27 protein-coding genes are annotated in these 26120 nt (G+C 63.3%); 12 read left to right on the forward strand and 15 right to left on the reverse strand.

All coding sequences use genetic code 11. From position 1 onward, the window contains the following. Positions 1–22 precede the first annotated feature (22 nt). Positions 23–235: a hypothetical protein gene (locus HU750_RS12450; protein WP_027596143.1), complete on the forward strand. Its 213-nt coding sequence runs from the start codon at positions 23–25 to the stop codon at positions 233–235. Here the strand turns inward: HU750_RS12450 and HU750_RS12455 are convergent. The 7 genes from HU750_RS12455 to HU750_RS12485 form a co-directional block, all read right to left on the reverse strand. Further along, positions 207–1214, reverse strand: a complete 1008-nt coding sequence (locus tag HU750_RS12455; RefSeq protein WP_186679981.1) for a nucleoside hydrolase — start codon at positions 1212–1214, stop codon at positions 207–209. The two genes, HU750_RS12450 and HU750_RS12455, sit on opposite strands and share 29 nt — an antisense overlap. Positions 1215–1365: 151 nt before the next feature. Further along, positions 1366–1764, reverse strand: coding sequence for a D-ribose pyranase (gene rbsD, locus HU750_RS12460; RefSeq protein ID WP_027596141.1), 399 nt, complete (start codon positions 1762–1764; stop codon positions 1366–1368). After that, the gene (gene rbsK / locus HU750_RS12465; RefSeq protein ID WP_186679984.1) at positions 1761–2669 is read right to left on the reverse strand and encodes a ribokinase; all 909 of its coding nucleotides are present in this window, start codon (positions 2667–2669) and stop codon (positions 1761–1763) included. Before rbsK ends, rbsD begins: the two co-directional genes overlap by 4 nt. Before the next feature lie 9 nt (positions 2670–2678). Beyond that, positions 2679–3701 carry a LacI family DNA-binding transcriptional regulator gene (locus tag HU750_RS12470; RefSeq protein ID WP_186679986.1) on the reverse strand — a complete coding sequence of 341 codons (1023 nt, stop codon included), beginning with the start codon at positions 3699–3701 and terminating at the stop codon, positions 2679–2681. Between the two features lie 4 nt (positions 3702–3705). Continuing rightward, complete coding sequence (locus tag HU750_RS12475; protein WP_186679988.1) at positions 3706–4701, reverse strand: ABC transporter permease; 996 nt, start codon at positions 4699–4701, stop codon at positions 3706–3708. After that, on the reverse strand, positions 4698–6251 hold the full coding sequence (locus HU750_RS12480; RefSeq protein WP_099454637.1) for a sugar ABC transporter ATP-binding protein: 1554 nt from the start codon (positions 6249–6251) through the stop codon (positions 4698–4700). Before HU750_RS12480 ends, HU750_RS12475 begins: the two co-directional genes overlap by 4 nt. Positions 6252–6272: 21 nt before the next feature. Next, positions 6273–7229, reverse strand: coding sequence for a sugar ABC transporter substrate-binding protein (locus HU750_RS12485; RefSeq protein ID WP_186679990.1), 957 nt, complete (start codon positions 7227–7229; stop codon positions 6273–6275). Positions 7230–7632: 403 nt separating this feature from the next. On the opposite strand from HU750_RS12485, the gene HU750_RS12490 reads away from it, so the two are divergent. After that, positions 7633–8721 (forward strand): asparaginase, encoded by a 1089-nt coding sequence (locus HU750_RS12490; protein WP_027596135.1) that lies wholly within the window; start codon positions 7633–7635, stop codon positions 8719–8721. Positions 8722–8778: 57 nt separating this feature from the next. Here HU750_RS12490 and hpaR (HU750_RS12495) read toward each other — a convergent pair whose 3' ends face one another. Both hpaR (HU750_RS12495) and hpaA read right to left on the reverse strand, forming a co-directional pair. Continuing rightward, positions 8779–9201 carry a homoprotocatechuate degradation operon regulator HpaR gene (gene hpaR, locus HU750_RS12495; protein ID WP_186679992.1) on the reverse strand — a complete coding sequence of 141 codons (423 nt, stop codon included), beginning with the start codon at positions 9199–9201 and terminating at the stop codon, positions 8779–8781. Between the two features lie 175 nt (positions 9202–9376). Next, the gene (hpaA, locus tag HU750_RS12500; RefSeq protein ID WP_027596133.1) at positions 9377–10282 is read right to left on the reverse strand and encodes a 4-hydroxyphenylacetate catabolism regulatory protein HpaA; all 906 of its coding nucleotides are present in this window, start codon (positions 10280–10282) and stop codon (positions 9377–9379) included. 172 nt (positions 10283–10454) lie between these two features. On the opposite strand from hpaA, the gene HU750_RS12505 reads away from it, so the two are divergent. The 8 genes from HU750_RS12505 to hpaI all read left to right on the forward strand — a co-directional run bounded on the left by HU750_RS12505 (position 10455) and on the right by hpaI (position 17874). Further along, positions 10455–11114, forward strand: coding sequence for a fumarylacetoacetate hydrolase family protein (locus HU750_RS12505; protein ID WP_099454640.1), 660 nt, complete (start codon positions 10455–10457; stop codon positions 11112–11114). An 11-nt stretch (positions 11115–11125) separates the two neighbouring features. Then, the gene (locus HU750_RS12510) at positions 11126–11890 is read left to right on the forward strand and encodes a fumarylacetoacetate hydrolase family protein (protein WP_186680003.1); all 765 of its coding nucleotides are present in this window, start codon (positions 11126–11128) and stop codon (positions 11888–11890) included. A gap of 5 nt (positions 11891–11895) precedes the next feature. Further along, positions 11896–13356, forward strand: a complete 1461-nt coding sequence (gene hpaE, locus HU750_RS12515; protein WP_027596130.1) for a 5-carboxymethyl-2-hydroxymuconate semialdehyde dehydrogenase — start codon at positions 11896–11898, stop codon at positions 13354–13356. 130 nt (positions 13357–13486) lie between these two features. After that, positions 13487–14410 (forward strand): 3,4-dihydroxyphenylacetate 2,3-dioxygenase, encoded by a 924-nt coding sequence (hpaD, locus tag HU750_RS12520; RefSeq protein ID WP_027596129.1) that lies wholly within the window; start codon positions 13487–13489, stop codon positions 14408–14410. A gap of 59 nt (positions 14411–14469) precedes the next feature. Next, positions 14470–14880, forward strand: a complete 411-nt coding sequence (locus HU750_RS12525) for a 5-carboxymethyl-2-hydroxymuconate isomerase (protein WP_186680005.1) — start codon at positions 14470–14472, stop codon at positions 14878–14880. A gap of 51 nt (positions 14881–14931) precedes the next feature. Beyond that, positions 14932–16239: an MFS transporter gene (locus HU750_RS12530; protein ID WP_186680006.1), complete on the forward strand. Its 1308-nt coding sequence runs from the start codon at positions 14932–14934 to the stop codon at positions 16237–16239. A gap of 17 nt (positions 16240–16256) precedes the next feature. Next, positions 16257–17060 carry a 2-oxo-hept-4-ene-1,7-dioate hydratase gene (gene hpaH / locus HU750_RS12535; RefSeq protein ID WP_186680010.1) on the forward strand — a complete coding sequence of 268 codons (804 nt, stop codon included), beginning with the start codon at positions 16257–16259 and terminating at the stop codon, positions 17058–17060. Positions 17061–17070: 10 nt separating this feature from the next. Further along, the gene (hpaI, locus tag HU750_RS12540; RefSeq protein ID WP_027596125.1) at positions 17071–17874 is read left to right on the forward strand and encodes a 4-hydroxy-2-oxoheptanedioate aldolase; all 804 of its coding nucleotides are present in this window, start codon (positions 17071–17073) and stop codon (positions 17872–17874) included. A gap of 104 nt (positions 17875–17978) precedes the next feature. On the opposite strand, the gene HU750_RS12545 is transcribed toward hpaI, so the two are convergent. The 3 genes from HU750_RS12545 to hpaR (HU750_RS12555) form a co-directional block, all read right to left on the reverse strand. Then, complete coding sequence (locus HU750_RS12545) at positions 17979–18917, reverse strand: p-hydroxyphenylacetate 3-hydroxylase reductase component (RefSeq protein ID WP_027596124.1); 939 nt, start codon at positions 18915–18917, stop codon at positions 17979–17981. 75 nt (positions 18918–18992) lie between these two features. Beyond that, entirely contained in the window at positions 18993–20162 is a 1170-nt protein-coding gene (locus HU750_RS12550) for a p-hydroxyphenylacetate 3-hydroxylase oxygenase component (RefSeq protein ID WP_027596123.1), read from the reverse strand. A gap of 203 nt (positions 20163–20365) precedes the next feature. Continuing rightward, positions 20366–20788: a homoprotocatechuate degradation operon regulator HpaR gene (gene hpaR, locus HU750_RS12555; RefSeq protein WP_085273095.1), complete on the reverse strand. Its 423-nt coding sequence runs from the start codon at positions 20786–20788 to the stop codon at positions 20366–20368. 240 nt (positions 20789–21028) lie between these two features. Here hpaR (HU750_RS12555) and HU750_RS12560 point away from each other — a divergent pair, with 240 nt between their 5' ends. Next, on the forward strand, positions 21029–22327 hold the full coding sequence (locus tag HU750_RS12560; protein ID WP_186680011.1) for an NAD(P)/FAD-dependent oxidoreductase: 1299 nt from the start codon (positions 21029–21031) through the stop codon (positions 22325–22327). 30 nt (positions 22328–22357) lie between these two features. Further along, positions 22358–22723: a cupin domain-containing protein gene (locus HU750_RS12565; protein ID WP_186680014.1), complete on the forward strand. Its 366-nt coding sequence runs from the start codon at positions 22358–22360 to the stop codon at positions 22721–22723. A gap of 143 nt (positions 22724–22866) precedes the next feature. Here HU750_RS12565 and feaR read toward each other — a convergent pair whose 3' ends face one another. From feaR to HU750_RS12580, 3 genes are all read right to left on the reverse strand, one after another. After that, complete coding sequence (feaR, locus tag HU750_RS12570) at positions 22867–23808, reverse strand: transcriptional regulator FeaR (protein ID WP_186680016.1); 942 nt, start codon at positions 23806–23808, stop codon at positions 22867–22869. A 114-nt stretch (positions 23809–23922) separates the two neighbouring features. Beyond that, entirely contained in the window at positions 23923–24507 is a 585-nt protein-coding gene (locus tag HU750_RS12575) for a DUF3156 family protein (RefSeq protein ID WP_186680018.1), read from the reverse strand. Further along, positions 24488–25984 (reverse strand): APC family permease, encoded by a 1497-nt coding sequence (locus HU750_RS12580; protein ID WP_027596117.1) that lies wholly within the window; start codon positions 25982–25984, stop codon positions 24488–24490. Before HU750_RS12580 ends, HU750_RS12575 begins: the two co-directional genes overlap by 20 nt. Positions 25985–26120: the final 136 nt, after the last annotated feature.

A 26120-nucleotide genomic window follows, 5' to 3' on the forward strand; every position in this document is an offset into this window, starting at 1 on the left:
AGGCCCCCAGTGAGAGCCTTTCATGAGCAGCCACAGCATCGACGCCGATATCAAGGTCAAATGGGCGGAGGGCCAGAGTGCCTACAGCCCCAGCACGCCGGAGGAGTTGCTACTGATTGCCATCGACCTGCTGGTGCGCGACCGCGGCAGCGAAGCGGCGCGCAGCTTTATGGACCAAGCGTTCGAGCGCTTCGCCAGGCATTCCCCTATTGCAATCGAGCCAGGCGCGCGCTGAGCAGGTCGAAAAAGCCCTGAGCATCCCCCTCCTCTACCCACATTACGTTGGCGGGCTGTTTCAGCACGCCATACCAGTCGGCGATGGTCTGGCCAAAGGTCGGGCCCTCGCGGCTGTCGATGACCATGTGAATGCGTCGCCCACTGAACAGCTCGGGTTTTAGCAGGTAGGCAATGACACTGGCGTCGTGCACCGGGCCGCCAGGCATGCCGTACAGGTCCATGTCGTGGGTGATGTAGGCATTGAGAATATCCACGACCCGCTTGCTGGCCTGGTTGTTGACCGCCGCGAGTTGCTTGAGGCGTGCTTTGCTGGTCAGCAGCTTGTGGGTGACGTCCAGCGGCAGGTAAGTCAGTTGTACGCCACTGGCCAGCACCACCTCGGCGGCATGCGGGTCGGCGTACAGGTTGAATTCGGCTGCAGGGGTGATGTTGCCGCCGTTGAAATGGGCGCCGCCCATGACCACGACTTCTTTGATGCCTTGGGCGATCTCCGGGCGCTGGATAAGCGCCAGGGCCAGGTTGGTCTGTGGGCCGAGCATGGCCAGGGTGATGCTGTGAGGTTGTGCGCTGCCGAGAGTGTCGACCAGGTATTGCACGGCATTGCCTTGGGCCAGCGGCTTTTGCGGCGCGTGGACTTGCACACCGGTCAGGCCTTCTTCGCCATGCACTTCGGCGGCGTAGATGGGCGTGCGCACCAGCGGGCGGCCGGCCCCGGCGTACACGGGGATGTCTTCACGGCCAGCCCATTCGCGGGCCAGGCGGGCGTTGCGTGAGGTTTTATCGAGGCGCACGTTGCCGGCCACGGTGGTGATGGCGCGGATGTTCAGCTCATCGGGCGAGGCCATGGCCAGGAACAGCGCGACCACGTCGTCGGCACCGGGGTCGGTGTCGATGATCAGATCGCGCGGGGCGGCCTGGAGGGTGGTGGTGGTGGCTGCGGCCATGAGGGTGAGTCCTTGTAGCAGGGGTTTGAGCATGGGGCACTCCTGTTGCCTTGGTAACGGTTGCGGGGCCGCTTTGCGGCCCAATCGCCGGCAAGCCAGCTCCTACAGAGATTGTGAATACTTCGGCAAACTGCACAGGACCTGTGGGAGCCGGCTTGCCGGCGATCGAGGGCAGCGCCCTCGGCTAAAAGGTCACCCCGGATATCAGGGCAATGTTGCTGTACGGCTGGCACTCCCCCGTGCGCACCACGGCACGCGCACTGCGTGACAGCACTTTGAATTCCTCATGGCTCATCCACTCCCGCTTGCCCAGCTTACCGCGCAAGCGCTCAATCTCGACCAGCCCGGGCGGTACCACTTTCTGCATTTCCTCAGCCAGCACATGCCGCTCAACCTGCATCTCGCTCAACACCACCCGCAGCACACTGGCAAAGTCCGGTATGCCCGGCGTCAGCGCCAGGTCGATCAGCTCGACGCCAGGCGGCACCGGCAGCCCGGCATCGCCAATCACCAGAATGTCGCCATGCCCCAACCCGGCAATGGTCCGTGACAGGGCGATATTGAGCAGCGCGGTCTTTTTCATGGCTGCAGCTCCGAGAGGTAGGGAATCGACGGTTGCGCCCCCACGCGGGTAACCGACAATGCCGCGGCGCGCTGGCCGAAGGCGATTGCCTCGCCCTCCTCCAGGCCCCGCACCAAAGCTGCGGCAAAACCACCCACGAAGGTGTCGCCAGCGGCCGTGGTGTCCACCGGTTGCACCACCGGCGCGGGGAAGTGCTGATGGCCCTGCGCGGTCACCAACAGGGCGCCTTGGGCGCCGAGGGTGATGATCACTTTGCCAGCGCCCAGTTGCAGCAATCGCTCACCGGCGCGCAGGGCGCTGCCCTGGTCGGTGACGGCGATACCGGTCAGTGCTTCGGCCTCGCTTTCGTTTGGGGTCAGGTAGTCGATATGGCCGAACCAGGTTGAGGGCAACGGGCCTGTAGCAGGCGCCGGATTGAGGATCACACGCTTGCCCAGTTCGTGCCCCCTGGCCAAGGCCCAGGCCACGGTTTCGGCCGGCACTTCCAACTGACAGATGATGACGTCAGCCGCCTGCAGCAACGTGTCGAAACGCTGCACCGTCTGCGGCGTCAGCAGGCCATTACCACCCGGGATGATGACGATGCAGTTCTGGCTGGCGGCGTCGACGGTGATCAACGCCACACCACTGGAAACCCCTTCGCACACGCTCACCGCCTGGCAATCAACGCCTTCGCGCTCCAGCGCCTTGCGCAGTTGCTGGCCATAGGCGTCATCGCCGACGTTGCCCACCATCGCCACACTGCCACCCAACCGTGCCACCGCCACCGCCTGGTTGGCGCCCTTGCCGCCGGGCGCCGTGAAAAACGCCTCGCCAGGTAAGGTTTCGCCCGCCCGTGGCAAACGCTGGGCGCGGGCGACCAAGTCCATGTTGAGGCTACCGACCACCACTACCTTGGCATGCATAAGCGCTCCTTAGCGGTAATCATTGAACAGGTCCGGGCGTGGCCCGGTGGACTCGCGCTGCACGATGCGCGGGGCGACGATGCGCTGCTCTGCCGTACCCTGCCGAGGCGTGGCGATGCGCGAGAGCAGCAACGCGGCGGCGTTTTCGCCCAGCTCGCGGATCGACTGGCCCACGGTGGTCAGCGGCGGGTAGACGTAACGGCTGAGCTCGATGTCATCGAAGCCAATCACCGACAGTTCACCCGGTACGTTGATGTTGCGCTCGGCGGCGGCGCGCAGCACGCCAAAGCCGATCATGTCGTTACCGGCGAAGATCGCCGTCGGCCGGTTGCCGTCCAGCAACTGTGCGGCCGCGCCGTGGCCGCCTGGGCTGGTGAAATCGCAATGCAGCACGCGGCTGGGCTCCGCCTCTACCCCCGCCTCTTGCAGCGCCCGACGGAAACCGGCCAGGCGCAGTTGGCTGACACCGGTTTCGGCCGGGCCGCCGATGTAGGCGATGTCGCGATGGCCAAACTCAAGCAGGTGCCGGGTGGCCAGGTAAGCGCCGTGCTCGTGGTCGATGCGCACCAGGTCGGCGTCGACGCCGTCCAGCTCGCGGTCGACGATGACCATGGGTGTGCGCACGCAGGCCAGGCTTTGCAACAGGTCGCTGTCTTCACCTACAGACGCTACTACCAAGCCATCGATACGTTTTTCCAGCAGCACACGCAGGTAGCTGCGCTGCTTTTGCGGGTTGTCGTCGGAGTTGCACAGGATCACGCAGTAGCCGTTGCGTTCGCAGGCGTCTTCGATCCCTCGGGCCAGTTCGGCGAAGTACGGGTTGACGCTGTTGGGCACCAGCAAGCCGATGGTGGCAGTGCTGCGCGCCTTGAGCGAGCGCGCCACCGCGCTGGGTACGTAGTCGAGCTCGACGATGGCGGCCTCGACCTTGAGCCGCACCTGTTCACTGACAGGGCGGGTCTTGTTCAACACATGGGACACGGTGGTGTAAGAAATACCCGCCAGTGCCGCGACGTCTTTAATGGTTGCCATGTTTTCAGTTCCGCCGGCCTGCACGCCGGCTACGGTAAGTGTCGAGCACCACGGCGATGACGATGACCGCCCCGGTGATGATGCGTTTTGTGGGTTCCGATGCGCCGATCTGCGCCAGACCTGCGGCCAGCACCGAAATGATCAGCACGCCAAAGAAAGTACTGATGACCGAACCGCGGCCACCCATCAGGCTGGTGCCGCCGATCACCACGGCGGCAATCACCTGCAGCTCAAGGCCGGACCCGGCATTGGGGTCGGCTGCTTCGAGGCGCGAAATCTGGAACAGCGCAGCCAGGCCGGCGAGCAGCCCCATCAGGGCGAACACCAGCACTTTGTAGGGGCGCGGGTCGATGCCCGCCAGGCGCACGGCCTCTTCGTTGGTGCCGATGCCGATCAGGTAGCGGCCGAACACTGTGCGGGTCAGCACCAGTTGGGCCAGTACGATCACCAGCAGGGCGATGAGGAATGCCGGCGAAATACCGAACGCGATCGGGTTGGAGAACCAGGCGTAGGCATCGCCGATATAGGCGGTGCGCGAGTCGGTGAACTGGTAGGCCAGGCCGCGGGCCATCTCCAGCACACCGAGCGAAACGATGAACGAGGGGATGCGCCAGGCCACGGTAACGCCGCCGGTGATGCTACCAGCCAGGGCTGCCACGGCCATGCCGAGCAGCGCCGAGGGCAGCACGCCCCAGCCCCAGCCGAGAATGGCCACGCTGACCGTCGAGGCCGCCAGCGCCAGCACCGAGCCGACCGACAGGTCGATGCCGCCGATGATCAGCACGAAGGTCATGCCGACCGCCAGCACCATCAGGTCAGGGATCTGGTTGGCCAGGGTGCTGAAGGTGGCATAGGACCAAAAATGGCTACTGAGGAACGAGAACAGCACGATCATCGCCAGCAGCGCGCCGGCCAGGCCCAAGTAAGTGCCCAGGCCGAAGTACGTGCCACTGCGGCGCACGGGGGCGGCGTTTTGGTTGTCGAGGGGGGTGGTTTTCATGCATCCATCCTGGGTGCTGCGTCATGCAGCAGTGCGTCACGTGTCTGATAGCCGGCAAAGGCTGCGGCAAGCAGCTGGTCCTGGCTCCAATGGTCGCGCTCGAAGGTGTCGATCAGGCGGCCGGCCGAGAGCACGGCAATGCGGTCGCAGATCAGCATCAGTTCGCGCAGGTCGCTGGACACCACCACCAAGGCCTTGCCTTGGCGCGCCAGTTCGGCCAGCAAACCGTAGATGTCGAACTTGGCGCCGACGTCGATGCCTCGGGTTGGCTCATCGAACAACAGCACCTGGCAATCACGCTCTAGCCAACGGCCGATCACCACCTTCTGCTGGTTGCCACCGGACAGTTCGCCAACAGCCTGGTGCGGGCCGGCGCTGCGGATGCGCATGGCCTGGATCTGGCGTTCGGCCAGGGCCATTTCAGCCTCGCTGTCGAGCACACCGGCGCGCGATACCGCGCCAAGGTTGCCCAAGGCGATATTGGCGCTGATCGACTGGGTTAACAGCAGGCCTTCGCCTTTGCGGTCTTCAGTGATCAGGGCGATACCGGCTTTGACGGCGGCTTTGGGTGAGTCGATGGTCACTGCCTGTGGCGGCTGGCCCAGGGCGATGCTGCCACTGTCGGCGCGGTCGGCACCGTAGATCAGGCGCAGCAGCTCGGTGCGGCCGGCGCCGATCAGGCCAGAGATACCGAAGATCTCCCCTGCCCTGACCTCGAACGACACCTCACGCACCTTGTCGCCCCGGCTAAGCCGGTCGACCTTCAGCAAGGGCGCGCCAATCTCGCGGCGGCCCAGGTCGATGTGTTCGCCCAGCTCACGGCCGACCATCAGGTTGACCAGCTCGGCGCTGCTGTAGCGCTGGATCGGCTCGTCGCACACCAGCTTGCCGTCACGCAGCACGACGATGCGCTGGGCCACGCGCTGCAGTTCTTCGAGGCGGTGGGAGATATAAACGATGGCCACGCCGCGCTGGCGCAGGCGTTCGATCTGGGTGAACAGCAGCTCCACTTCACGCGCAGTGAGCATGGCGGTGGGTTCGTCGAAGATCAGCACATGGCAATCGCCGATCAGGTTGCGGGCGATTTCGACCATCTGCTGATGGCCGATGCCCAGCTCGCCGACCGGGGTGTCCGGGTCGATGGCGTCCAACCCGACCTGGGCCATGGCAGCGGTGGCCAGTTGGCGCAGGCGCTTGTGGCTGATCCAGCCGAAGCGGCTGGGCAGGTTGTCGAGGAACAGGTTTTCGGCCACGGTCAGGGTCGGCAGCAGGTTGAGTTCCTGCATGACCATGCGCACACCGAGGCGCTCGGCCTCGCTGCGGCTGCCGGGCGCGTAAGCCTGGCCGCGGTAGGTCATGTGCCCGGTGGTGGGCACCTCAAGGCCACTGATGAGCTTGGACAACGTGCTCTTGCCAGCGCCGTTCTCGCCCGTCAGGGCCAGTACCTCACCAGCGCGCAGGCTCAGGCCGACGTCACCGAGCACCGGCTGGGCGTAGGTCTTGCCCAGCCCGCTGGCGGCGAGCACCACTTCATTGGCCGTTGCAGGCATGGCCCTCTCTCCTGGCGGGTATCAGGGCTGGGTGATGAGCGTGACGGGGGTCTGGATGACATTGTCGGCATCCACGCCCGGCTGCTCACCGTTGATCATCTTCAGCGCCGCCTGGATACCGAACACCGCCTGCTGGCTGGCGGCTTGGTCGAGGGTGGCGAGTACGCGGCCGTCCTTGAGCATGGGTTTGATGGCATTGATGTTGTCGTAACCGACCACTTGCACCTGGCCGGCCTTGCCTGCGGCGCGCACGGCCGACACGGCGCCCAGGGCCATGCTGTCGTTACCGGCCAGCAGGGCCTTGAGCTCGGGGTATTCGTTGAGCATGGAGGCGGCGACGGCGTTGCCTTTGTCAATTTCCCAGTTGCCGGACTGCACCGAAACGATCTTCATCTGCGCGGCCTCCATGGCGTCCTTGAAGCCGGCGGTGCGCTGCTGGGCGTTGGTGGTGGTCGGCACGCCTTCGATGATGCCGACTTGGTCACCGGCCTTGAGCTTCTGCTGCGCCAGGTAGTCGCCCACCAGGCGGGCGCCTTTGCGGTTGTCGGGGCCTACGAAGGGTACTCTGATGCCTTTGCTCTTGAGCAGTTCGGGGTCTAGGCGGTTGTCGATGTTGATCACCACCACGCCTTGGTCCATAGCCTTTTTAACGGCTGAAACCAGGGCTTTGGAGTCCGCTGGCGCAATTACCAGGGCTTTGGCCCCTTCGTTGACCATCTGCTCGACGATGCGGATTTGTTCGCCGGTGTCGGTTTCGTTCTTGATGCCGTTGGCGATCAGGTCGAAATCATTGGCGTGGCTTTTTTGATAATCCTTGGCGCCGTCTTCCATGGTGCGGAAGAATTCATTGGCGAGGGACTTCATCACCAAGGCGACTTTGGGTTTTTCTTCGGCGTGCGCAGCACTGAGCGGCAGGGCCAGGGAAAGTGACGAGACGACAGCGAGGGCCAGCAGACGACCGGGGAACGGCAGTTTCATGGACGATGACTCCGAATCTTGTGTTTATTATCGGATCGCAAACGTTTGCGTTGACTCACTATGGAAACAGGACCTGGTTTTGTCAAATCCGTTTGGCTGTTAAGGGCGAGCCACGCCTGGCGCAGATTATCCGGAATTTTTCCGAAAAACCGAACAGGTTTTCCTATGCTTGTTCGGAAAACCGAATAAAACACATGCCCTGTAGGAGCGGCCTTGCGTCGCGAAAGGGCTGCGCAGCAGCCCAAAGATTTCAGCAAACCCCATAGATTGCTAGGGCCGCGGCGCAGCCCTTTCGCGACGCAAGGCCGCTCCTACACAAGCCGCATCTTTGCTGGTACGGAATATGCGTTGTTTCTTGTGCGATACAGCAATCGCCTCAATAGGAAGAGAGAGAACAATAACTATGAATGCTGCACTTAAATCCTTCGCCCCCAGCGCACTCGCGTTGCTGCTGATCCTGCCGACCGCCGTTTCGGCCAAAGAAGCCGAAACCCAACAGAAGCTGGCCAATGTGGTCATCCTCGCCACCGGCGGCACCATTGCCGGCGCGGGCGCCAGCGCGGCCAACAGCGCTACCTACCAAGCGGCCAAACTGGGCGTCGACAAGCTCATCGCCGGTGTGCCCGAGCTGGCCGACCTGGCCAACGTACGCGGTGAACAGGTGATGCAGATCGCCTCCGAAAGCATCACCAACGAAGACCTCCTGAAACTGGGCAAGCGCGTCGCCGAATTGGCCGACAGCAACGACGTCGACGGCATCGTCATCACCCACGGCACCGACACCCTGGAAGAGACCGCCTTCTTCCTTAACCTGGTGGAAAAAACCGACAAGCCAATCGTGGTGGTCGGCTCGATGCGCCCTGGCACCGCCATGTCGGCAGACGGCATGCTCAACCTGTACAACGCCGTGGCCGTGGCCAGCGACAAGCAGTCGCGTGGCAAGGGCGTGCTGGTGACCATGAACGATGAGATCCAGTCTGGCCGCGATGTCAGCAAGTCGGTCAACATCAAGACCGAAGCGTTCAAGAGCGCCTGGGGCCCGATGGGCATGGTCGTTGAAGGTAAATCCTACTGGTTCCGCCTGCCGGCCAAGCGCCATACGGTCAATTCGGAATTCGACATCAAGCAGATCAGCAGCCTGCCGGCCGTGGACATCGCCTACGGCTATGGCAACGTGACCGACACCGCCTACAAGGCACTGGCGCAGAACGGCGCCAAGGCGATCATCCATGCCGGTACCGGTAATGGCTCGGTGTCGTCGCGGGTAGTACCGGCGCTGCAAGAGCTGCGCAAGAACGGCGTGCAGATCATCCGTTCGTCCCACGTTAACCAGGGCGGTTTCGTGCTGCGTAACGCCGAGCAGCCGGACGACAAAAACGATTGGGTCGTGGCCCATGACCTGAACCCGCAAAAAGCCCGCATCCTGGCCATGGTCGCAATGACCAAGACCCAGGACAGCAAAGAGCTGCAGCGGATTTTCTGGGAATACTGAGTGCTGTAATGCCAAGGCCGGTGCACGGGTTGCACCGGCCCTTCCCCTCAGCCCGGTCTACGGCTCGATGCGTTTGAGCTCGTTCAACAACCCCATCAGTTGCGCCAACTTGTCTTCGCCGAACTGCACCTGGATCTTGCGGTAGTTGGCCTCCATGCCCTCGCGCATTGACTCGAAACAGGCCTCGCCGCGTTCGGTGAGGCTCACCAACACACGCCGCGCGTCCTGCGCGGCCTTCTGCCGACGCACCAGGCCATCGCGCTCCAAACGGCTCAACACCCCGGTCATGCTCGGTTTGAGGATGCACGCCAGGTGGGCGAGCTGGTAGCTCTCCAATTCACCTTGCTGGCTAAGAATACGAATGACTCGCCACTGTTGCTCGGTCAGGTCGTGTTCGTTCAGCAACGGCCTGAAAAATGCCATTGCGGCTTCCCGGGCCTGCAGCAGGCTCAATGTCAGCGAGGGTTGCGTCTTGGTCATGTGGGCGCCTGTGTTTAGGGTACGACTGGCAAGATTAGGGGCATAGGCAAAAAGGGACAAGGAGCCTGGAAAGTGCAAGCTCTTCCATGGAAAACCCATTCAAGGCCGCCCGCCAGGCTGCGACCATCCGGATCAAACAACAACGACGCGATCCGGGCGGTAAGCCATGGCCCTCTCACAACAACTCCGCTTGCCGCTGGCGGTATTCGCCGGGCGTGAGCTTGGCGTAACGGTTGAAGAATCGGCTGAAATAAGCCGGGTCCTTGAAGCCCAGCTGGTAGCAGATTTCGTTTGCCGTGCTGCCGGAGAACAACAGCAGGCGCTTGGCTTCCTGCATCACGCGTTCAAGCACCAGGCGCTTGGACGGCAAGTCGGCAATGCGCCGGCACACATCGTTCAGCCGCGCCTCGGTCACGCCGATCTGCTGCGCATAGCGCGCCAGGGGCCAGTGCTCAAGGTAATGCGCTTCGATCAGTGCGTTGAAGCGGTGGAAGATTTTCAGGTCTTCGTGCCTGGCCGGCGTGGCCTCGCGCGAGTTGGGGCACAGCCGCAGCAAGCTGATCATGATCAGCCGGGTCAGCGACTGCAACGCCGCATCGCGCCCCGGATGGGGCGTGGCAACTTCGTCGCTGAGCGCTTCCAGCCAGCGTTCGAGCCTGCGCGCCTCGGCCTTGTACGCAGCCGGCACCTTGGCCAGGGCAACGCAGGCAGGCCGCACCTGCACCCCGGCCGGCAACAGGCTGGCGTCGGCTTCGATCAGTTGCCAGACCAGTTGCTGACGCACCGTCAGCACATGGCCGTCGCTGTCTGGCTCGGTGACGAAGGCATGCGCCACCGTCGGCGGCGTCAGGAAGAACATCGGCCCGGCCTCGATGTACTGCTGGTCATCGAGGTACACCCTCACCGTACCGGACTTCACGTAATGCACCTGGAAAAACCGGTCGTGCCGGTGCACGGGCATGTTGCGCCCGAAAAACCCGGCAAGGTTGCCCAGCCGGTCGTAGTGCACCTCGCTGTCGCTGTAGCGCTGGTCGTAGACCTGGCCGATGTTGATGTTCGGAATGGGATGCCGATCACTCATGACTGCTTACCCGCAAAGCGCTTGCCCGTATTGACGATCACCCATGGTGCCCCGGCTGCTTGGCAGATGCCACTGGGTGAAGCCTTGACCTTCGTTAACATATTAACTATAACATTAACACATTAACAATCTCGGCAGGACGACCCTCGCCCTGCACCGCCTGGAGAAAAGCATGAGCCATGCCCTGCATGACGTTGCGACCGGCACCCTGTTCGGCGTTGCGCTGAACTACCAGGGTCTGCTGCAGCAGCACGAAGCGGCGTTTCACGAAGCGCCCTACAAACAACCGCCCGTCAAGCCGGTGCTGTTCGTCAAGACGCCCAACACCCGCAACCACCATGAAGGCAACGTGGTGTTTCCGGCCGGTGTCGAGCGCCTGCAACCGGGCCCTGCCCTGGGCGTGGTGATTGGCAAGGACGCCAGCCGGGTCAGCGCCGAAGACGCGCTGGGCTACGTGGCGGGCTACACCATCGTCAACGAAGTCAGCCTGCCTGAGACCAGCTACTACCGCCCTGCGGTCAAGGCCAAGTGCCGCGATGGCTTCTGCCCGGTCGGCCCCGCCCTGGTACCGGCTGCACAGGTGGCCAACCCCGATGCCCTGGGCCTGCGCCTGCGGGTCAACGGTGAAGTGCGCCAGCAGAACACCACCGCCAACTGCGTGCGCACGGTTGCCCAGCTGATCGCCGAGATCAGCGAATTCATGACCCTGCATGCGGGCGACATCCTGATTACCGGCACCCCCGAGGGGCGCGTCGATGTGCAGCCAGGCGACCGCGTCGATGTCGAGATCGATGGCCTGGGCACGCTCACCAACCACATCGTCGCCGAATGAGGATTGCACCTGTGAAACACGCCCGTATCCAGTTCGACGGCCAGGTCCATAACGTCACCGTCGAAGACGACCACCTGCGCCTGGCCGACGGCCGCCTGGTGCATGAAGACCAGGTGACCTGGCTGCCACCTGCCACCGGCAGCATGTTCGCCCTGGGCCTGAACTACGCCGACCACGCCGCGGAACTCGCCTTCACGCCGCCCACCGAGCCGCTGGCGTTCATCAAGTCGCCGGGCACCTACACCGGCCACAAGCAGATCACCTGGCGCCCGGACAACGTCGCCTACATGCACTACGAGTGCGAGCTGGTGGCGGTGATCGGCAAGCAGGCACGTAACGTCAAGCGCGAAGACGCCCTGCAGTACCTGGCCGGCTACACCGTGTGCAACGACTACGCCATCCGCGACTACCTGGAAAACTACTACCGCCCCAACCTGCGGGTGAAAAACCGCGACGCCACCACCCCGGTCGGCCCGTGGATCGTCGATGCGGCCGACGTGCCGGACCCGTCCAACCTGAAGCTGCGCACCTGGATCAACGGTGAGCTGAAACAGGAAGGCAGCACCTCGGACATGATTTTCGACATCCCTTACCTGATCGAATATTTCTCCAGCTTCATGACCCTGCAACCGGGCGACATGATCGCAACCGGCACCCCGGAAGGCCTGGCCGACGTAGTGCCAGGCGATGAAGTGGTGGTGGAAGTGGAAGGCGTCGGTCGCCTGGTCAACCGCATCGTCAGCGAAGCTGACTTCTTCAAGAACAACAAGGCATGAGCAGCATGATCAAGCACTGGATCAACGGCCGTGAGGTCGAGAGCAAAGACACCTTCGTCAACTACAACCCAGCCACCGGTGACGCGATTTGCGAAGTCGCCAGCGGCGGTGCCGAAGAGGTCGCGCAGGCGGTTGCGGCGGCCAAGGAAGCCTTCCCGAAATGGGCCAACACCCCAGCCAAGGAACGTGCCCGTCTGATGCGCAAGCTGGGCGAACTGATCGACCAAAACGTGCCGAAACTGGCCGAGCTGGAAACCCTCGATACCGGCCTGCCGATCCACCAGACCAAGAACGTGCTGATCCCGCGTGCCTCGCACAACTTCGACTTCTTCGCCGAAGTGTGCACACGCATGGATGGCCACACCTACCCGGTCGACGACCAAATGCTCAACTACACCCTGTACCAGCCGGTGGGTGTGTGCGGCCTGGTGAGCCCCTGGAACGTGCCGTTCATGACGGCCACTTGGAAGACGGCGCCGTGCCTGGCCCTGGGCAACACCGCCGTCTTGAAAATGAGCGAATTGTCGCCGCTGACTGCCAACGAGCTCGGTCGCCTGGCCGTTGAGGCCGGCATCCCCAACGGCGTGCTCAACGTGATCCAGGGCTACGGCGCCACCGCCGGCGATGCGCTGGTGCGTCACCCCGATGTGCGTGCGATTTCCTTTACCGGCGGCACCGCCACCGGCAAGAAGATCATGCAGACCGCCGGCCTTAAAAAATACTCGATGGAGCTGGGTGGCAAGTCGCCGGTGGTGATCTTCGAAGACGCCGACCTGGAACGCGCCCTGGATGCAGCGCTGTTCACCATCTTCTCGCTCAATGGCGAGCGCTGCACGGCCGGCAGCCGCATTTTCATCCAGGAAAGCGTTTACCCGCAGTTCGTCGCCGAGTTCGCCGCCCGCGCCAAGCGCCTGATCGTGGGTGACCCGACCGACCCGAAAACGCAAGTAGGCTCGATGATCACCCAGCAGCACTATGACAAGGTCACCGGGTACATCCGCATCGGCATCGAAGAAGGCGCACGCCTGGTTGCCGGCGGCCTTGAGCGCCCGGCCAATCTGCCGGCGCACTTGGCCAAGGGGCAGTTCATCCAGCCCACCGTGTTCGCCGACGTGAACAACAGCATGCGCATCGCCCAGGAAGAAATCTTCGGCCCAGTGGTGTGCCTGATCCCGTTCAAGGACGAGGCCGAAGCACTGCAACTGGCCAACGACACCGAATACGGCCTGGCCTCGTACATCTGGACCCAGGACATCGGCAAGGCGCACCGCCTGGCGCGTGGCATCGAAGCTGGCATGGTCTTCATCAACAGCCAGAACGTGCGCGACCTGCGCCAGCCGTTCGGCGGCGTGAAAGGCTCCGGCACCGGGCGTGAAGGTGGGCAATACAGCTTCGAAGTGTTCGCCGAGATCAAGAACGTGTGCATTTCCATGGGCAGCCACCACATCCCGCGCTGGGGTGTATAAAACCGTCTCGATCAAGCGGGTAACCCTGTGGGGGCCCACGGTGCATGGCACGGGCTGCGCCCGTGTTCGCGGGCAGGCCCGCTCCCACAGGCTTCTACACCCTAACAACATCCTCTTACCGGAGATTTCCATGGGCAAACTCGCTCTCGCTGCCAAGATTACCCATGTACCGTCCATGTACCTGTCCGAGCTGCCTGGCCCGCGTCAGGGCTTTCGGCAAGCCGCCATCGACGGGCACTACGAGATCAGCCGACGCTGCCGTGAGCTCGGGGTCGACACGATTGTCGTGTTCGACACCCACTGGTTGGTCAATGCCAACTACCACGTGCTCTGCGGCCCGCATTTCAAGGGCGTCTACACCAGCAACGAACTGCCACACTTCATCAGCAACATGGAATACGAGTTCCCGGGCAACACTGCACTCGGCCAACTGCTGGCAGCCGAATGCAACCGCTTCAACGTCGAGACCATGGCCCACCACGCCACCACCCTGGGCCCTGAGTACGGCACCCTGGTGCCGATGCGCTACATGAACCAGGACCAGCACTTCAAGGTGGTTTCGGTCTCGGCGCTGTGCACGTCCCACTACCTGGCCGACAGCGCCCGCCTCGGCTGGGCCATGCGCAAGGCCGTGGAAGAGCACTACGACGGCACCGTGGCGTTCCTGGCCAGTGGCTCGCTGTCACACCGCTTTGCGCAGAACGGCCAGGCGCCGGATTTCGCCACCAAGGTGTGGAGCCCGTTCCTGGAAACCCTGGACCACCGCGTGGTGAAGATGTGGGAGAACGCTGAATGGGAAGAATTCTGCGGGATGCTCCCCGAATACGCCGCCAAGGGCCACGGTGAAGGGTTCATGCATGACACCGCGATGCTGCTCGGTGCCCTGGGCTGGTCGAAGTACGACGGCAAGGCCGACGTGGTAACACCCTACTTCGGCTCGTCGGGCACCGGCCAGATCAACGCGATCTTCCCGGTCACCCCGCAGGATGGTGCTGCCATCCCCGCCGCGCAGGCCGCCAACCCGGCCGCGGTGGTGTCCACCAGCCGCCTGTAGTTCCGCTGCCTGGCCGCTCTGCCGGGCGGCCAGGCGTTTCTGCCAAGAGGATGCCCTTCATGCCACACCTGGTTCTGCTCTACACCCCCGACCTGGAAACAGACGCCGACATCCCGGGCCTTTGCCGTGCCCTGGCCAACACCATGCTCGAACAGCGCGATGCCGCCGGCAAGGCCGTGTTCCCCACCGGCGGCACCCGCGTGTTGGCCTACCCCGCCGCGCACTGCGCAGTGGCGGATGGCAACGGCGACTATGGCTTTTTGTACGCCAACCTGCGGATGGCCAACGGCCGCTCCGCGGAGGTTCACAAAACAGTCGGCGACAGCCTGTTGCACGTGCTCAAGCAGCACCTGGACGCGCTGCTCCAGCAGCGCCCCATCGGCATCACCCTGCAGATCGACGAGAGCAACGCGCAGGTCTACGACGCCAAGCACAGCACCCTGCACCCGCTGTTCAACAAACCGGCCTGAGCCAACGGCCGACACCTTTCACCGTCTCATCACACAACAAGTACAACAAATATGAGCACACTCGAGCACGCCTCGCGCAGCACGGCGCAAGCCACACTCCTCGACAGCACACACCGGACCGTCACCTGGCGGCTGATGCCGTTGCTGTTGGTGTGTTACCTGTTCGCCCACCTGGACCGCATCAACATCGGCTTCGCCAAGATGCAGATGAGCCAGGACCTACATCTGTCCGACACGGTCTACGGGCTGGGCGCCGGGCTGTTTTTCATCGCCTATGCGTTGTTTGGCGTACCCAGCAACCTGATGCTCGACCGCGTCGGCCCGCGCCGCTGGATCGCCAGCCTGATGGTGGTGTGGGGCACCCTGTCGACCTGCATGCTGCTGATCGAGAGCAGCAGCGCGTTCTACCTGCTGCGGTTTGCCCTGGGCGCAGCGGAAGCCGGGTTTTTCCCAGGCATTCTGGTGTACCTCAACCGCTGGTACCCCGCGGGCCGCCGTGCCCAGGTCACGGCATTGTTCGCCATTGCCGTGCCGCTGGCAGGCGTGGTCGGCGGGCCGCTCTCGGGCAGCATTTTGGCGTTCATGCATGACGCTGCGGGCCTGCGTGGCTGGCAGTGGATGTTCCTGATCGAAGGCGCCCCGGTGATCCTGCTCGGCCTGGTGGTGCTGGCGGTCCTGCCCGAGCGTTTCGAACAGGTGGCCTGGCTCGACGCCCAGCAAAAAGCCGCCCTGCGCGCCCAGTTCGGCCAGGAAGAACAGCGCAAGCCGGTCACCTCGTTCGCCGGTATCCTCGCCAGCCCTGCCGTATGGCTGCTGGTGGCGGTGTACTGCGCGGTCATGCTGGCGGTGAACACGCTGGCGTTCTGGATGCCCAGCCTGATCCACACCGCCGGCATCGGCAGCGACGCCAGTGTCGGCCTGCTCAGCGCGGTGCCGTACTTGGCCGGCTGCGTGTTCATGCTGGCCTGCGGACGCTCGTCCGACCGCCACCGCGAGCGCCGTTGGCACCTGTCCATCCCCCTGCTGATGGCCGCGGCGGGTATCGCGATCGCTGCCCTCGCGCCCAACCAGGCACTGCCCGTATTGGCCGGCCTGGTGCTGGCAGGCATGGGGGCAAGCGCAGCCCTGCCGATGTTCTGGCAACTGCCTACGGCGTTTCTCAATGACCGCACACAGGCTGCCGGCATCGCCCTGATCAGCTCGCTGGGCAGCATTGCCTCGTTCGCCACGCCCTATTTCATCGGCTGGGTCCGCGACACCACGCAAAGCGCCAGCCTCGCGCTGTATGTGCTGGCTGCGTTTATCACCCTCGGTGGCCTGCTGGTGCTGCGTACTCGCGCCGCCATCGTCAACCCTTGAACCTTGAGACTTCAACCATGCTCGATAACGCATTCATCCAACAGGCCGCCGAGCGGCTCGACCAGGCCGAGCGCTCGCGCGAACAGGTGCGCCAGTTCTCACTCGACCAGCCTGCCATCACTATCGAAGATGCCTACGCCATCCAGCGTGCCTGGGTGGCCAAGAAGCTCGCCGCCGGGCGCAAGCTGGTCGGCCACAAGATCGGCCTGACCTCCCGCGCCATGCAGGTTTCGTCGAACATTACCGAGCCTGACTACGGCGCGCTGCTGGACGACATGCTGTTCGATGAAGGCAGCGACATTCCGTTTGAGCGTTTCATCGTGCCGCGCGTCGAGGTCGAGCTGGCTTTCATTCTCGGCAAGCCGCTCAAGGGCCCGAATGTGACGGTGTTCGACGTGTTGGACGCCACCGAGTGGGTCATCCCGGCGCTGGAAATCATCGACGCGCGCATTCAACAGGTCGACCCCCAGACCCAGGCCACGCGCAAAGTGTTCGACACCATCTCCGACAACGCCGCCAACGCCGGCGTGGTCATGGGCGGGCGCGCGGTACGGCCCACCGAGATCGACCTGCGCAAGGTGCCGGCCGTGCTTTACCGCAACGGTGTGATCGAAGAGTCCGGGGTAAGCGCCGCGGTGCTCAACCACCCGGCCAAGGGTGTCGCTTGGCTGGCCAACAAGCTGGCCGCGTACGACGTCACCCTGCAGCCGGGCCAGATCATCCTCGGCGGCTCCTTCACTCGCCCAGTAGCCGCACGGTCTGGCGACACCTTCCACGTCGACTATGACCTGCTCGGCTCGATTGCCTGCCGTTTCGTTTGAGGACTTGCCCATGGACATGCCCGTCAACCGCTTCAAACAACGCCTGCGCAGTGGCGAGCCGCAGATCGGCCTGTGGCTCGGCCTGGCCGATGCATACTGCGCGGAGCTGGCGGCCAATGCCGGCTTCGACTGGTTGCTGATTGACGGCGAGCACGCGCCGAACGACCTGCGCGGCATGCTCGCGCAGTTGCAGGCGGTGGCGCCCTACCCGAGCCAGGCGGTAATTCGCCCGGTCATTGGTGATACAGCGTTGATCAAGCAAGTGCTGGATATCGGCGCGCAGACCCTGCTGGTACCCATGGTGGAAACCGCCGCGCAAGCACGCCAGCTGGTGCAGGCCATGCAGTACCCGCCCAAGGGTATACGCGGCGTGGGCAGCGCTCTGGCGCGGGCGTCGCGCTGGAACAGCATCCCGGGTTACCTCGACCAAGCCGACGCGCAGATGTGCTTACTGGTGCAGATCGAGAACAAACAAGGGCTGGCCAACCTGGATGAGATCGTTGCGGTCGAGGGGGTCGATGGCGTGTTCATCGGCCCGGCCGACCTGAGCGCCGCCATGGGCCACCGCGGCAACCCTGGGCACCCTGAGGTGCAGGCAGCCATCGAGGACGCGATCGTGCGCATCGGCAAGGCGGGCAAAGCGGCGGGTATTCTCAGTGCGGACGAGACGCTGGCGCGGCGCTACATCGCCTTGGGCGCGGCGTTTGTGGCGGTGGGGGTGGATACCACGGTGCTGATGCGTGGGCTGCAGGATCTGGCGGGGAAGTTCAAAGGTACGTCGGCGTCGGTGAGTGACGGGGGCGGGGTTTACTGAACAGCAATGGGGCTGCTTTGCAGCCCTTTCGCGAGCAAGCTCGCTCAGGGACCGCGTGATCCCTGGGGCGATGGGCCGCAAAGCGGCCCCTGGTTATCAACAGCTCACATCTGAATGATCGCCTTCAACACCGTCTTGAAGGTATCCAGCTGCTCTTCACTGAACTGCCCAAACACCTTGTCCTGCTGCTCCCTGGCAATGGTCCACAGCGCCTCGGTCTCATCCACACCTTTCACCGAAAGCCGCACCCGCCCCTCATCGTCAGCAATCAGGCCCTTGCGCTTGAGGTTGGCAACCGCTTCCTCGATCTCACGCGCAGGCATCGCCACTTCGCGCTGCAGGTCGTTGAGGCTGAGCCCGGCATCGTTCTCCAGCACCATCAACATGCGCGCCTCACTGGTACGCAACCCGGTGCTCAGTTGACGTGGCTGGTAATCACCCTGGTAGGCACGCAACGCCTGGGTCATCAGGTAGTACAGGTTGTGCTGCAGGCGGCCCTGGAAGTGGCTGCTCGGCGCTTGGCCCTCTGCACGCTGGGTCATGCGCGTGTGGGGCAGCACCATCGAATAGGCGCCTTGGTGGTACAGCAACGGCGAGCGGCCGAAGTCATCGAACGCCACCACCTTGCCCACCAGAATCCAGTGGTCGCCGCCGTCCAATTGCTGAAACTTCTCACACTGGAAGCGCGCCGAGCAGTCAGCCAACAGCGGTGCGCCCCCCGCCCCTTGCTGGTAATCGATGCCTGCGAACCGATCGTCCTTGGGCCGCGCGAAGTTGTTGGACAGCTCAATCTGGTCCGCCGCCAGAATGTTCACGGCAAAGTGCGACGCTTCTTCGAATACTTCATGGCTGGTGGAGCGTTTGTCGATGCTCCACAGGATCAACGCAGGCTCCAGCGAGACCGAGTTGAAGCTGTTGGCGGTGACGCCGACCTTGCGCCCGCTGGCGCCAGCGGCGGTGACTACGGTGACGCCGGTGGCGAAGTTGCCCAGCGCGCGGCGGAAGGCTCGGCTATCGAAGGCCGTGGTGTTTTCAGTGGACATGCAAGACTCCCGAACAGGCCAGCGGCCTGCCCTGTTTGTTGTTGTGGTTGTAAGGGGAATTGACCCGCGCGCGGGTCAGACCATCGCCGGATCAGGCTCCAGGCCCATCAGCTCGCGGCCGAGGATCTGCGCGCAAACGTCATAGTCGGTGTAGGCGTGGGCACCGGTCAGGTGCGCATCACGGAACAGCCGCTGCATCTCGTTGCTTTCAAACCAGGCGCCGCCGCCGGACGCTTCCATCAGCCGGTCTACCGCCTGGATACACATCTTCACGGCATAACCCTGGTTGGTCCGCCAGAACGCCAGCGTGGCGCGTGTGGGGTATTCGTGGCGCTCGCTGTACTCGGCGATTTCATCCCAGCTTTTTTCCAGCAGGGCACGGGCGGCGGCCACTTGATGGGTGGACTCGGCCAGGCGCATCAGCGCAGGGGTTGCAGCCCCCACAGCGGCGCCGGTGTAGGCACGTACGCGGTTGCGGGTTTTCTCGCGGAACACCTCCAGCATGCGCTCGGCGACACCGAGGCTGACGGTGGAAAAACCACTGGCGAAATACGGGCGGTACGGGGCGAAGAAGATCTTGCTGTCTGGGTACAGACCAAAGCCTGCCGACTTGCCTTCCATCATGTCCTTGGCCTTCTGGATGCGGTGCTCCGGCACGAAGGCGTCACGCACGATCAAGGTCTTGCTGCCGCTGCCGCGCATGCCCACGGCATACCAGTCATCACGGATTTCGTAGTCGCTGCGCGGCAGAACGGCAAAGCAGTAGTCCTGCGTACCTTCGGCATTCTTGCGGCGGAACCCCATGATCGCCCACTCGGCATGGTCACAGCCGGAACTCCAGCCCATTTCGCCGCTGAAGGTCACGCCGCCTTCGACTTCCTCGGTACGGCCAAAGGGCGCGATGCTGCTGCTGGCCGTGGCATCCGGGTTGGTTTGCCAGACCTCCTGCTGCAGCGTGGGCGAGAACATCGCCATCTGATGGCTGTGGGTGCACAGCAGGCTCATGGCCCACGCGGTGCTGGCGCAGGCGCCTGCCAGCAAGGCGATGCACTGGGCAAACTGCGGCAGCGAGATCTCCATGCCGCCATAGTGTTTAGGCAAAAAGGCACGGTGCATGCCGATGCTCTTGAGCAGCGCGATATTCTCTGCCGGGACACTGCGATCTTGCTCTGCACGCACCGCATTCGCAGCAATTGTCGGCAGGATCGACTTGAGGTCTTCCAGCAGGGGATTTGGCTTTTTCATGAACGGTCTCTTTATTATTGGAGAGTCAGCTGCGGCTGCGCACGCCCTGTGGCGCAGGCGTTACGGTGCTATGGCACAGCCGGCAAGTCGGTAAAGACGCGTTCAGTATGTGAGGTGCGAGTGCGCCTCGAAATGCACGTTACGGCGGGAAAATTGCACTTTCCATGGTGTTGATCAACCGAGGTGCGGTGGGCTCTGGCGGGTCACGGTTTGATCTTTTTCATTTCGTTGAGCAGCTGCATCAGTTGCTGCAGTTTGTCTTCGCCGAACTGGCTGAGGATCCGTTCATAGTTGCGGGCCATTTCCTCGCTCATGGCCATGAACGCCTGCTGCCCCTTGTCGGTCAGGCTGATGAACACCCGGCGCTGATCTTCTGGCGACTTGCGCCGGGCGACGACCCCATCGCGCTCGAGCCGCTTGAGCACACCACTCATGCTGGGCTTGAGGATGCAGGCAAGCTCGGCAAGCTGATGGCTTTCCAGCTCGCCTTGCTGGTGCAGGATACGAATCACCCGCCACTGCTGTTCGGTCAGATCATGGGCATTCAATGCCGGCCGAAAAAACGCCATCGTGGCTTCGCGAGCCTGCAGCAGGGTAAGGGTCAGAGAGGGTCTTGGTGTGGTCATGCGTGCCCGAGCATCATGGAAAGTGGCGAGCAGGCCAGTATGCCAGCACGGGCTCATTAATACATTAACCAATCAGCCGCTGGCAGCCCTGTGCAACCGCTGCCAGTGGCACTGGCAGGCTGGTTACACTCGCTGGCAGGCAAGGACAAGACACCCGCCAATGTTCAAGCGCTCAATGGCCTCATGTGCCAGAGCGCTTGCCAAACGGCCCTATCACACTTCTATACAGCAGGCGGCGTCATGATCACCCTCGAGAGCCCGACCTATTACTCCGCGACCAAAAAGTACAACCTGAACTTCCCCACGCTGGAATGTGACATCGACGCCGATGTCGTGGTCATCGGGGGCGGCTTTTCCGGCATCAACACCGCGCTGGAGCTGGCGGAAAAAGGCGTGACCAACATCGTCGTGCTCGAAGCGCGCTACCTGGGTTACGGCGGCACCGGGCGCAACGGCGGGCAGATCATGGCGGGCATCGGCCATGACCTTGAGAAGATCCGGCGCAGTGTCGGCGACAAGGGCCTGCAGGAGATCTTCGCGATCAGCGAACTGGGCGCCGGCATCATCAAGGCACGCATCGCCCGCTACGACATCGACGCCGACTTCTGCCACGGCTATGGCTACATGGGCTTCAACAGCCGCCAGGAAAAGACCCTGCGCGCCTGGGAAAAGCAATTCAAGGCCATCAACGCACATGACGAAATCCGTTTTCTGGGCGGCTCGGAAGTGCGGCAGATCATCGGCAGCGACGCCTACAGCAGCGCCCTGCTGCACATGGGCGGTGGCCACGTGCATTCGCTCAACCTGCTGCTCGGCGAAGCCCAGGCCCTGGTCGGCCACGGTGCGCGCATCTTCGAGCACAGCCCGGCGCTGGAGGTGACCTACGGTGAGCGTATCAAGGTGCGTACCGGGCGCGGCTCGGTGCGCGCCAGCAAGCTGCTGTGGGCCTGCGACAGCTTCCTCAACAAGCTGGAGCCCGAACTGCACAGCCGCACCATCAACACCTACGCCTTCCAGATGATGACCGAGCCTCTGCCGGAGGCGCTGATCGACCGCATCAGCCCGATCCGCGGTGCCTACAGCGATATCCGACCGGTGATCGACTACTACCGGGTCACCCGCGATAACCGCCTGCTGTTCGGCGCAGCCACGTCCTGCATCGAGCATATCCCGCTGGACCTCAAGGCGTGGAACCGTGCACTGATGCTGAAGATCTTTCCGTACCTCAAGGACGTGCGCATCGACCTGGCCTGGGGCGGCCCGATGGCCACCAGCGCCAACCTGTTCCCGCAGATCGGCACGCTGAGCAACCGCCCCAATGCGTTCTATGTGCAGGGCTATTCAGGCTTTGGCGTGACGCCTAGCCACATCATTTGCAAGATCCTCGCCGAAGGCATGCACGAAGGGTCCGCACGCTATGGCCTGCTCAGCTCGGTCAAGCATGCGCGAATCCTTGGCAAAGACCATTTCCGCCCGCTGCTGCTCACCGCCGGTAAGGCCGCGCACCAGCTGTCGGGCTATTTCAACGGCCGCCGTTAAACCTTTCCCTCTCATCACTGGAGCACTGCCATGACCCTCACCGCCGCCAAACAAGGCGTCCAACTGTCCGAACTCGACCCGTGGGGCAGCGTTGCTGACTTGGGCTCGGATATTCTCGAAGGCGACGTCAACGCCTTCGGCAAGATGACCCACGGCGCGCCGACTGACCCAGTCAGCAGCGCCTACTTCGGCACCACGCGTGGCAAGTTCCGCATGGTCTACCCGTTCGACGAGCAGGCGGTGATCGTCACCGGCGAAATCCAGCTGACCGATGAATCCACGGGGCAAGTCACCCGCTTCAAGGCCGGTGATGCCTGGTTCGTCAGCAAAGGTACGCCGGTGCTGTGGGAGGTGCTGAGCGAATCGTTCGTCAAGCATTACCTGGCAGTGGCCTGAGGTTTGCCCCCGGATTGACACGACCTGGGTAGGAGCAGCCTTGTGCGGCGAAGAGGCCGGTGAAAACACAGTGAACTTTCACTGCTTTCACCGGCCTCTTCGCAGCACAAGGCTGCTCCTACCCAGGTCGCGGTAAGCGCGTGTCAGGCCATGGCCTGGGCGCGGAAGTCCTTGGGCGATTGCTCGAACTGCTTTTTGAACGAGCGGCTGAAATGCGCCGAGTCGGTAAAGCCCCACTTGTAGGCGATCGAGGTGATCGACTCGCGCTTGAAGAACGGGTTGGCCAGGTCGTCCGCGCTGCGCTTCAGGCGCGCACGCTGGATGTAGCGGCAGACGCTGTCGCCCTCCTCCTCGAACAGGCGGTACAAATGCCGAACCGAAATGTTCAGCCGGCCGGCCAGGTTGGCCGGTGTCAGCCCGGGCTGTGACAGGGACTCGTCAATCACCTGCTGCACATAGCTGCGCAGGTTGGCACCACTGAGCGGGCCAAGGGTGTGCGGCGAGTCGCCATTGCGCTCGAAACCGGGCTCCAGCAATGCAATGAATGCCGTCTGCAACGCATCGCCTTGCGCACCATCGCCACTGGCATGGTCGTCCTTGCACAGTTGGTCCATCAAAACATGCAGCATGCGCCCGCAGGCATTGGATGAGGAAATCTTGCCGAACATCCCACCGCTGCCTTGCACATGCTTGCGCACCTGCTCGCGGGAAAGGGCCAGCGAAACATGCTCGATCAACCCACTGGGGGTGATCTCGCAACGCCCGACAGAGTCCATCAGCAGCAACTCGCCCGGCGCCAGGCTGACCTGCATGCCACCCTGCGCCACCGTCGAGTAGCCCATGCGCTGGCTGACCAGGAAGCAATGCTGGTCATCGTCGAGGGTCGGGTTGTCGCCCAGGCGGCGGATGTTGCCGGCATTGGTGCGCAGATTGGCCAGTGGTAACCCCGCGCGGGAGAACGTCGACACTTCGCCGATGAACAACGCCGGGTTGGAGGCCAACTCGGTCTCGAAACGGCCGCAGATCTGCTGCATAGCCGTGGTCCAGCGTTCCAGCCCCTGACGGTTGGGTTGTTGAGTGTGCATGGATGCCCTCGACGCAGAATTTGTTGTTATGCAGCCATTGTTAACATGTTATCAATGACCGCACAACTGTGATCTCTCGTCTGAAGCTTGAGCAAGGCACGTGCCAAAAAAAGCTTAGAGACGCGGCAGCGATTGCCCGAACAGGCCGAGGCAGGCCATCAGGTGCGCGCGTTGCGGCGGACTGATCTGAATGTAGCGACGAAACGCTGGCATGCGGCTGACCACTTCGCTGCCGCCCATGTGTTCCAAGGTCAGCCACCAGTGGCCATCGCGGCATTCCAGGGTCAGTCGCTTGAAATCCAGCGGCATCAGGGCGGCGGTCAGTTGCGCATTGTTCAGCAGTTGCTCACGTACCTGGGTGAAACGCGCCTTGTCGCCACTGCGGTACACGCACGCCAGGCCAGTACGAAGGATTGCACCCGCATGACGCATTTCAAGCGTTACCCCGCCCCCTTGCAGGGCAGGCAGGCACAGGCGGAATTCGCAGGTGACCACATGCATCAGCAAGTGTGCCTCGACACACTCACGTACCTCGGCACGACAGCCCAGCGCCGGGTTGTCGATCACCCCGCGGGCGGGTTCCAGCAACTGCATGTGCACCTGCCCCAGGTTACGGGACAGCAGCCCCAGCGTGGCCCCGGGCCGGTAGCCGGCCGGGGCACGCGGCGCCAGCAGGCGATCACGCAAACGTCTGATCATGGTGCAGGTGCTCCACTGCATGGCCCGGCTCTGCCGCAAATTCTTTTTCCAGCACATCCTCGACCCGCGCCGGCTTGAACGGGTTGACCTTCTGCACGCACAGCGTCCAGAACAGCGCATAGGTGGCGGTGCCGGCCAGCATGATGGCGAACGGCACATAGATGTCGGCCGGGTTCATGCCTGGTGGGGTGATGAACGCCATGCCAATGACGATACCGCCACTGGAAATGATCTGCGGCAGCGGAAACAGTGGCGAGCGGTAGGCCCGTGGCAGATCGGGCCGGCGGATGCGCAGGATCACCACCGACAGCGTCACCAGCAGGTATGCCGTGCTCCAGGCACACACTGCCGCCAGCACCAGGTGCAGGATGTTGTCCGGGTTGCCGCCCAGGTACCAGGCGTGCAGGCAAGGGATCAGGGCAACCACGAGAATGCACAGCAAGGGCGTCTTGAACCGCGGGTGCAGGTAGGCGAAGGCCTTGGGCAGCGCGCCGTCCACCGCCATGCCGTACAGGATGCGAGGCACCCCGGCCATCAAGGTGTTGATGGTGGCGGCGCCGGCAAACAAAAAGCCGATCCCCAGCCACACCGGGCCGATATCGCCCATCACCTGTTCAGCGAAACGCGGGATGGCCATGGGCGTGTCGAGCAAGTGCACGCCGCTGGCGGCATCGAGCACGACGTTTTCCACCTGGCGCTTCATGGCTGCGCCATAGATGAACATGCAGCTGGCCACACCAAACAGGCCCAGCGCCATGGCCCGCGGCAACACCCAGGCCGAACGGCGCAGCTCCGGCGCCAGCGGCGTGACGAACTCACAGCCGACGAACATGAACATGGCCATGCCGATCAGCGAGAGGATGGTCATCAGGTCGGTGCCGACCAGCGACGCCCCGAACGGCCCTTCCAGCTCCACCGCCGGTGCGGCGATCAGGCCCAGCACGCCGAACACCATCAGCGTGGTCCACATGCCGAAGGTCAGGATCACTTCGGCCCGGCTGAACGCACTGACCCCGAAGGCATTGAGCACGGCGAACGCCAACACGAAGCAGACACCCAGCAGCCACGAACCGCCCGCCGACTCAGCCAGGGTGTTGAGGTGCTCGAAGTTCACCAGCGCCATGACCCCCGACAGGATGGTTTCGGCAGTACCGGCGAACACGTGCACGATCAGGTAGGCCGACAACGTGCCGGTGATGGCGAAGAAGCGGCCCATGCCGCAGTTGATGTAGTCATAGACCGACCCTGTGGTTGGCAAGATCGAGGCCGCTTCGGCAAAGGTGGTCGACTGCGCCAGCATCATCAATGCCGCGATGACCATGGCCAAGGCGAAGGCACTGCCACCAATGCCAAACCCCATGGTCGCGGTGAGGATCACCGGGCTGGCCATGATCAGCCCGACGGTGCTGGCCAGCGCCGTAGGAAAACCGACACTGCCCCGGTTGAGATGCTCGGTGAGCTTATTGTTGAGTGACATCGTTATGCCCCGGCTTGTTTTTGTGGCGTTGAACGCGGCAAGTGAACCTGCACGCACGGCTGTTGTTTGCCTCCCTGCGTCATCACTGTGCGCCGCAGCCGGCGGGGCGTCTTGCCCATGGCTGCCGTGGCCCTTG

It is taken from the genome of Pseudomonas sp. SWRI50 (assembly GCF_014269095.1).
Classification (GTDB): Bacteria; Pseudomonadota; Gammaproteobacteria; order Pseudomonadales; family Pseudomonadaceae; genus Aquipseudomonas; species Aquipseudomonas kermanshahensis.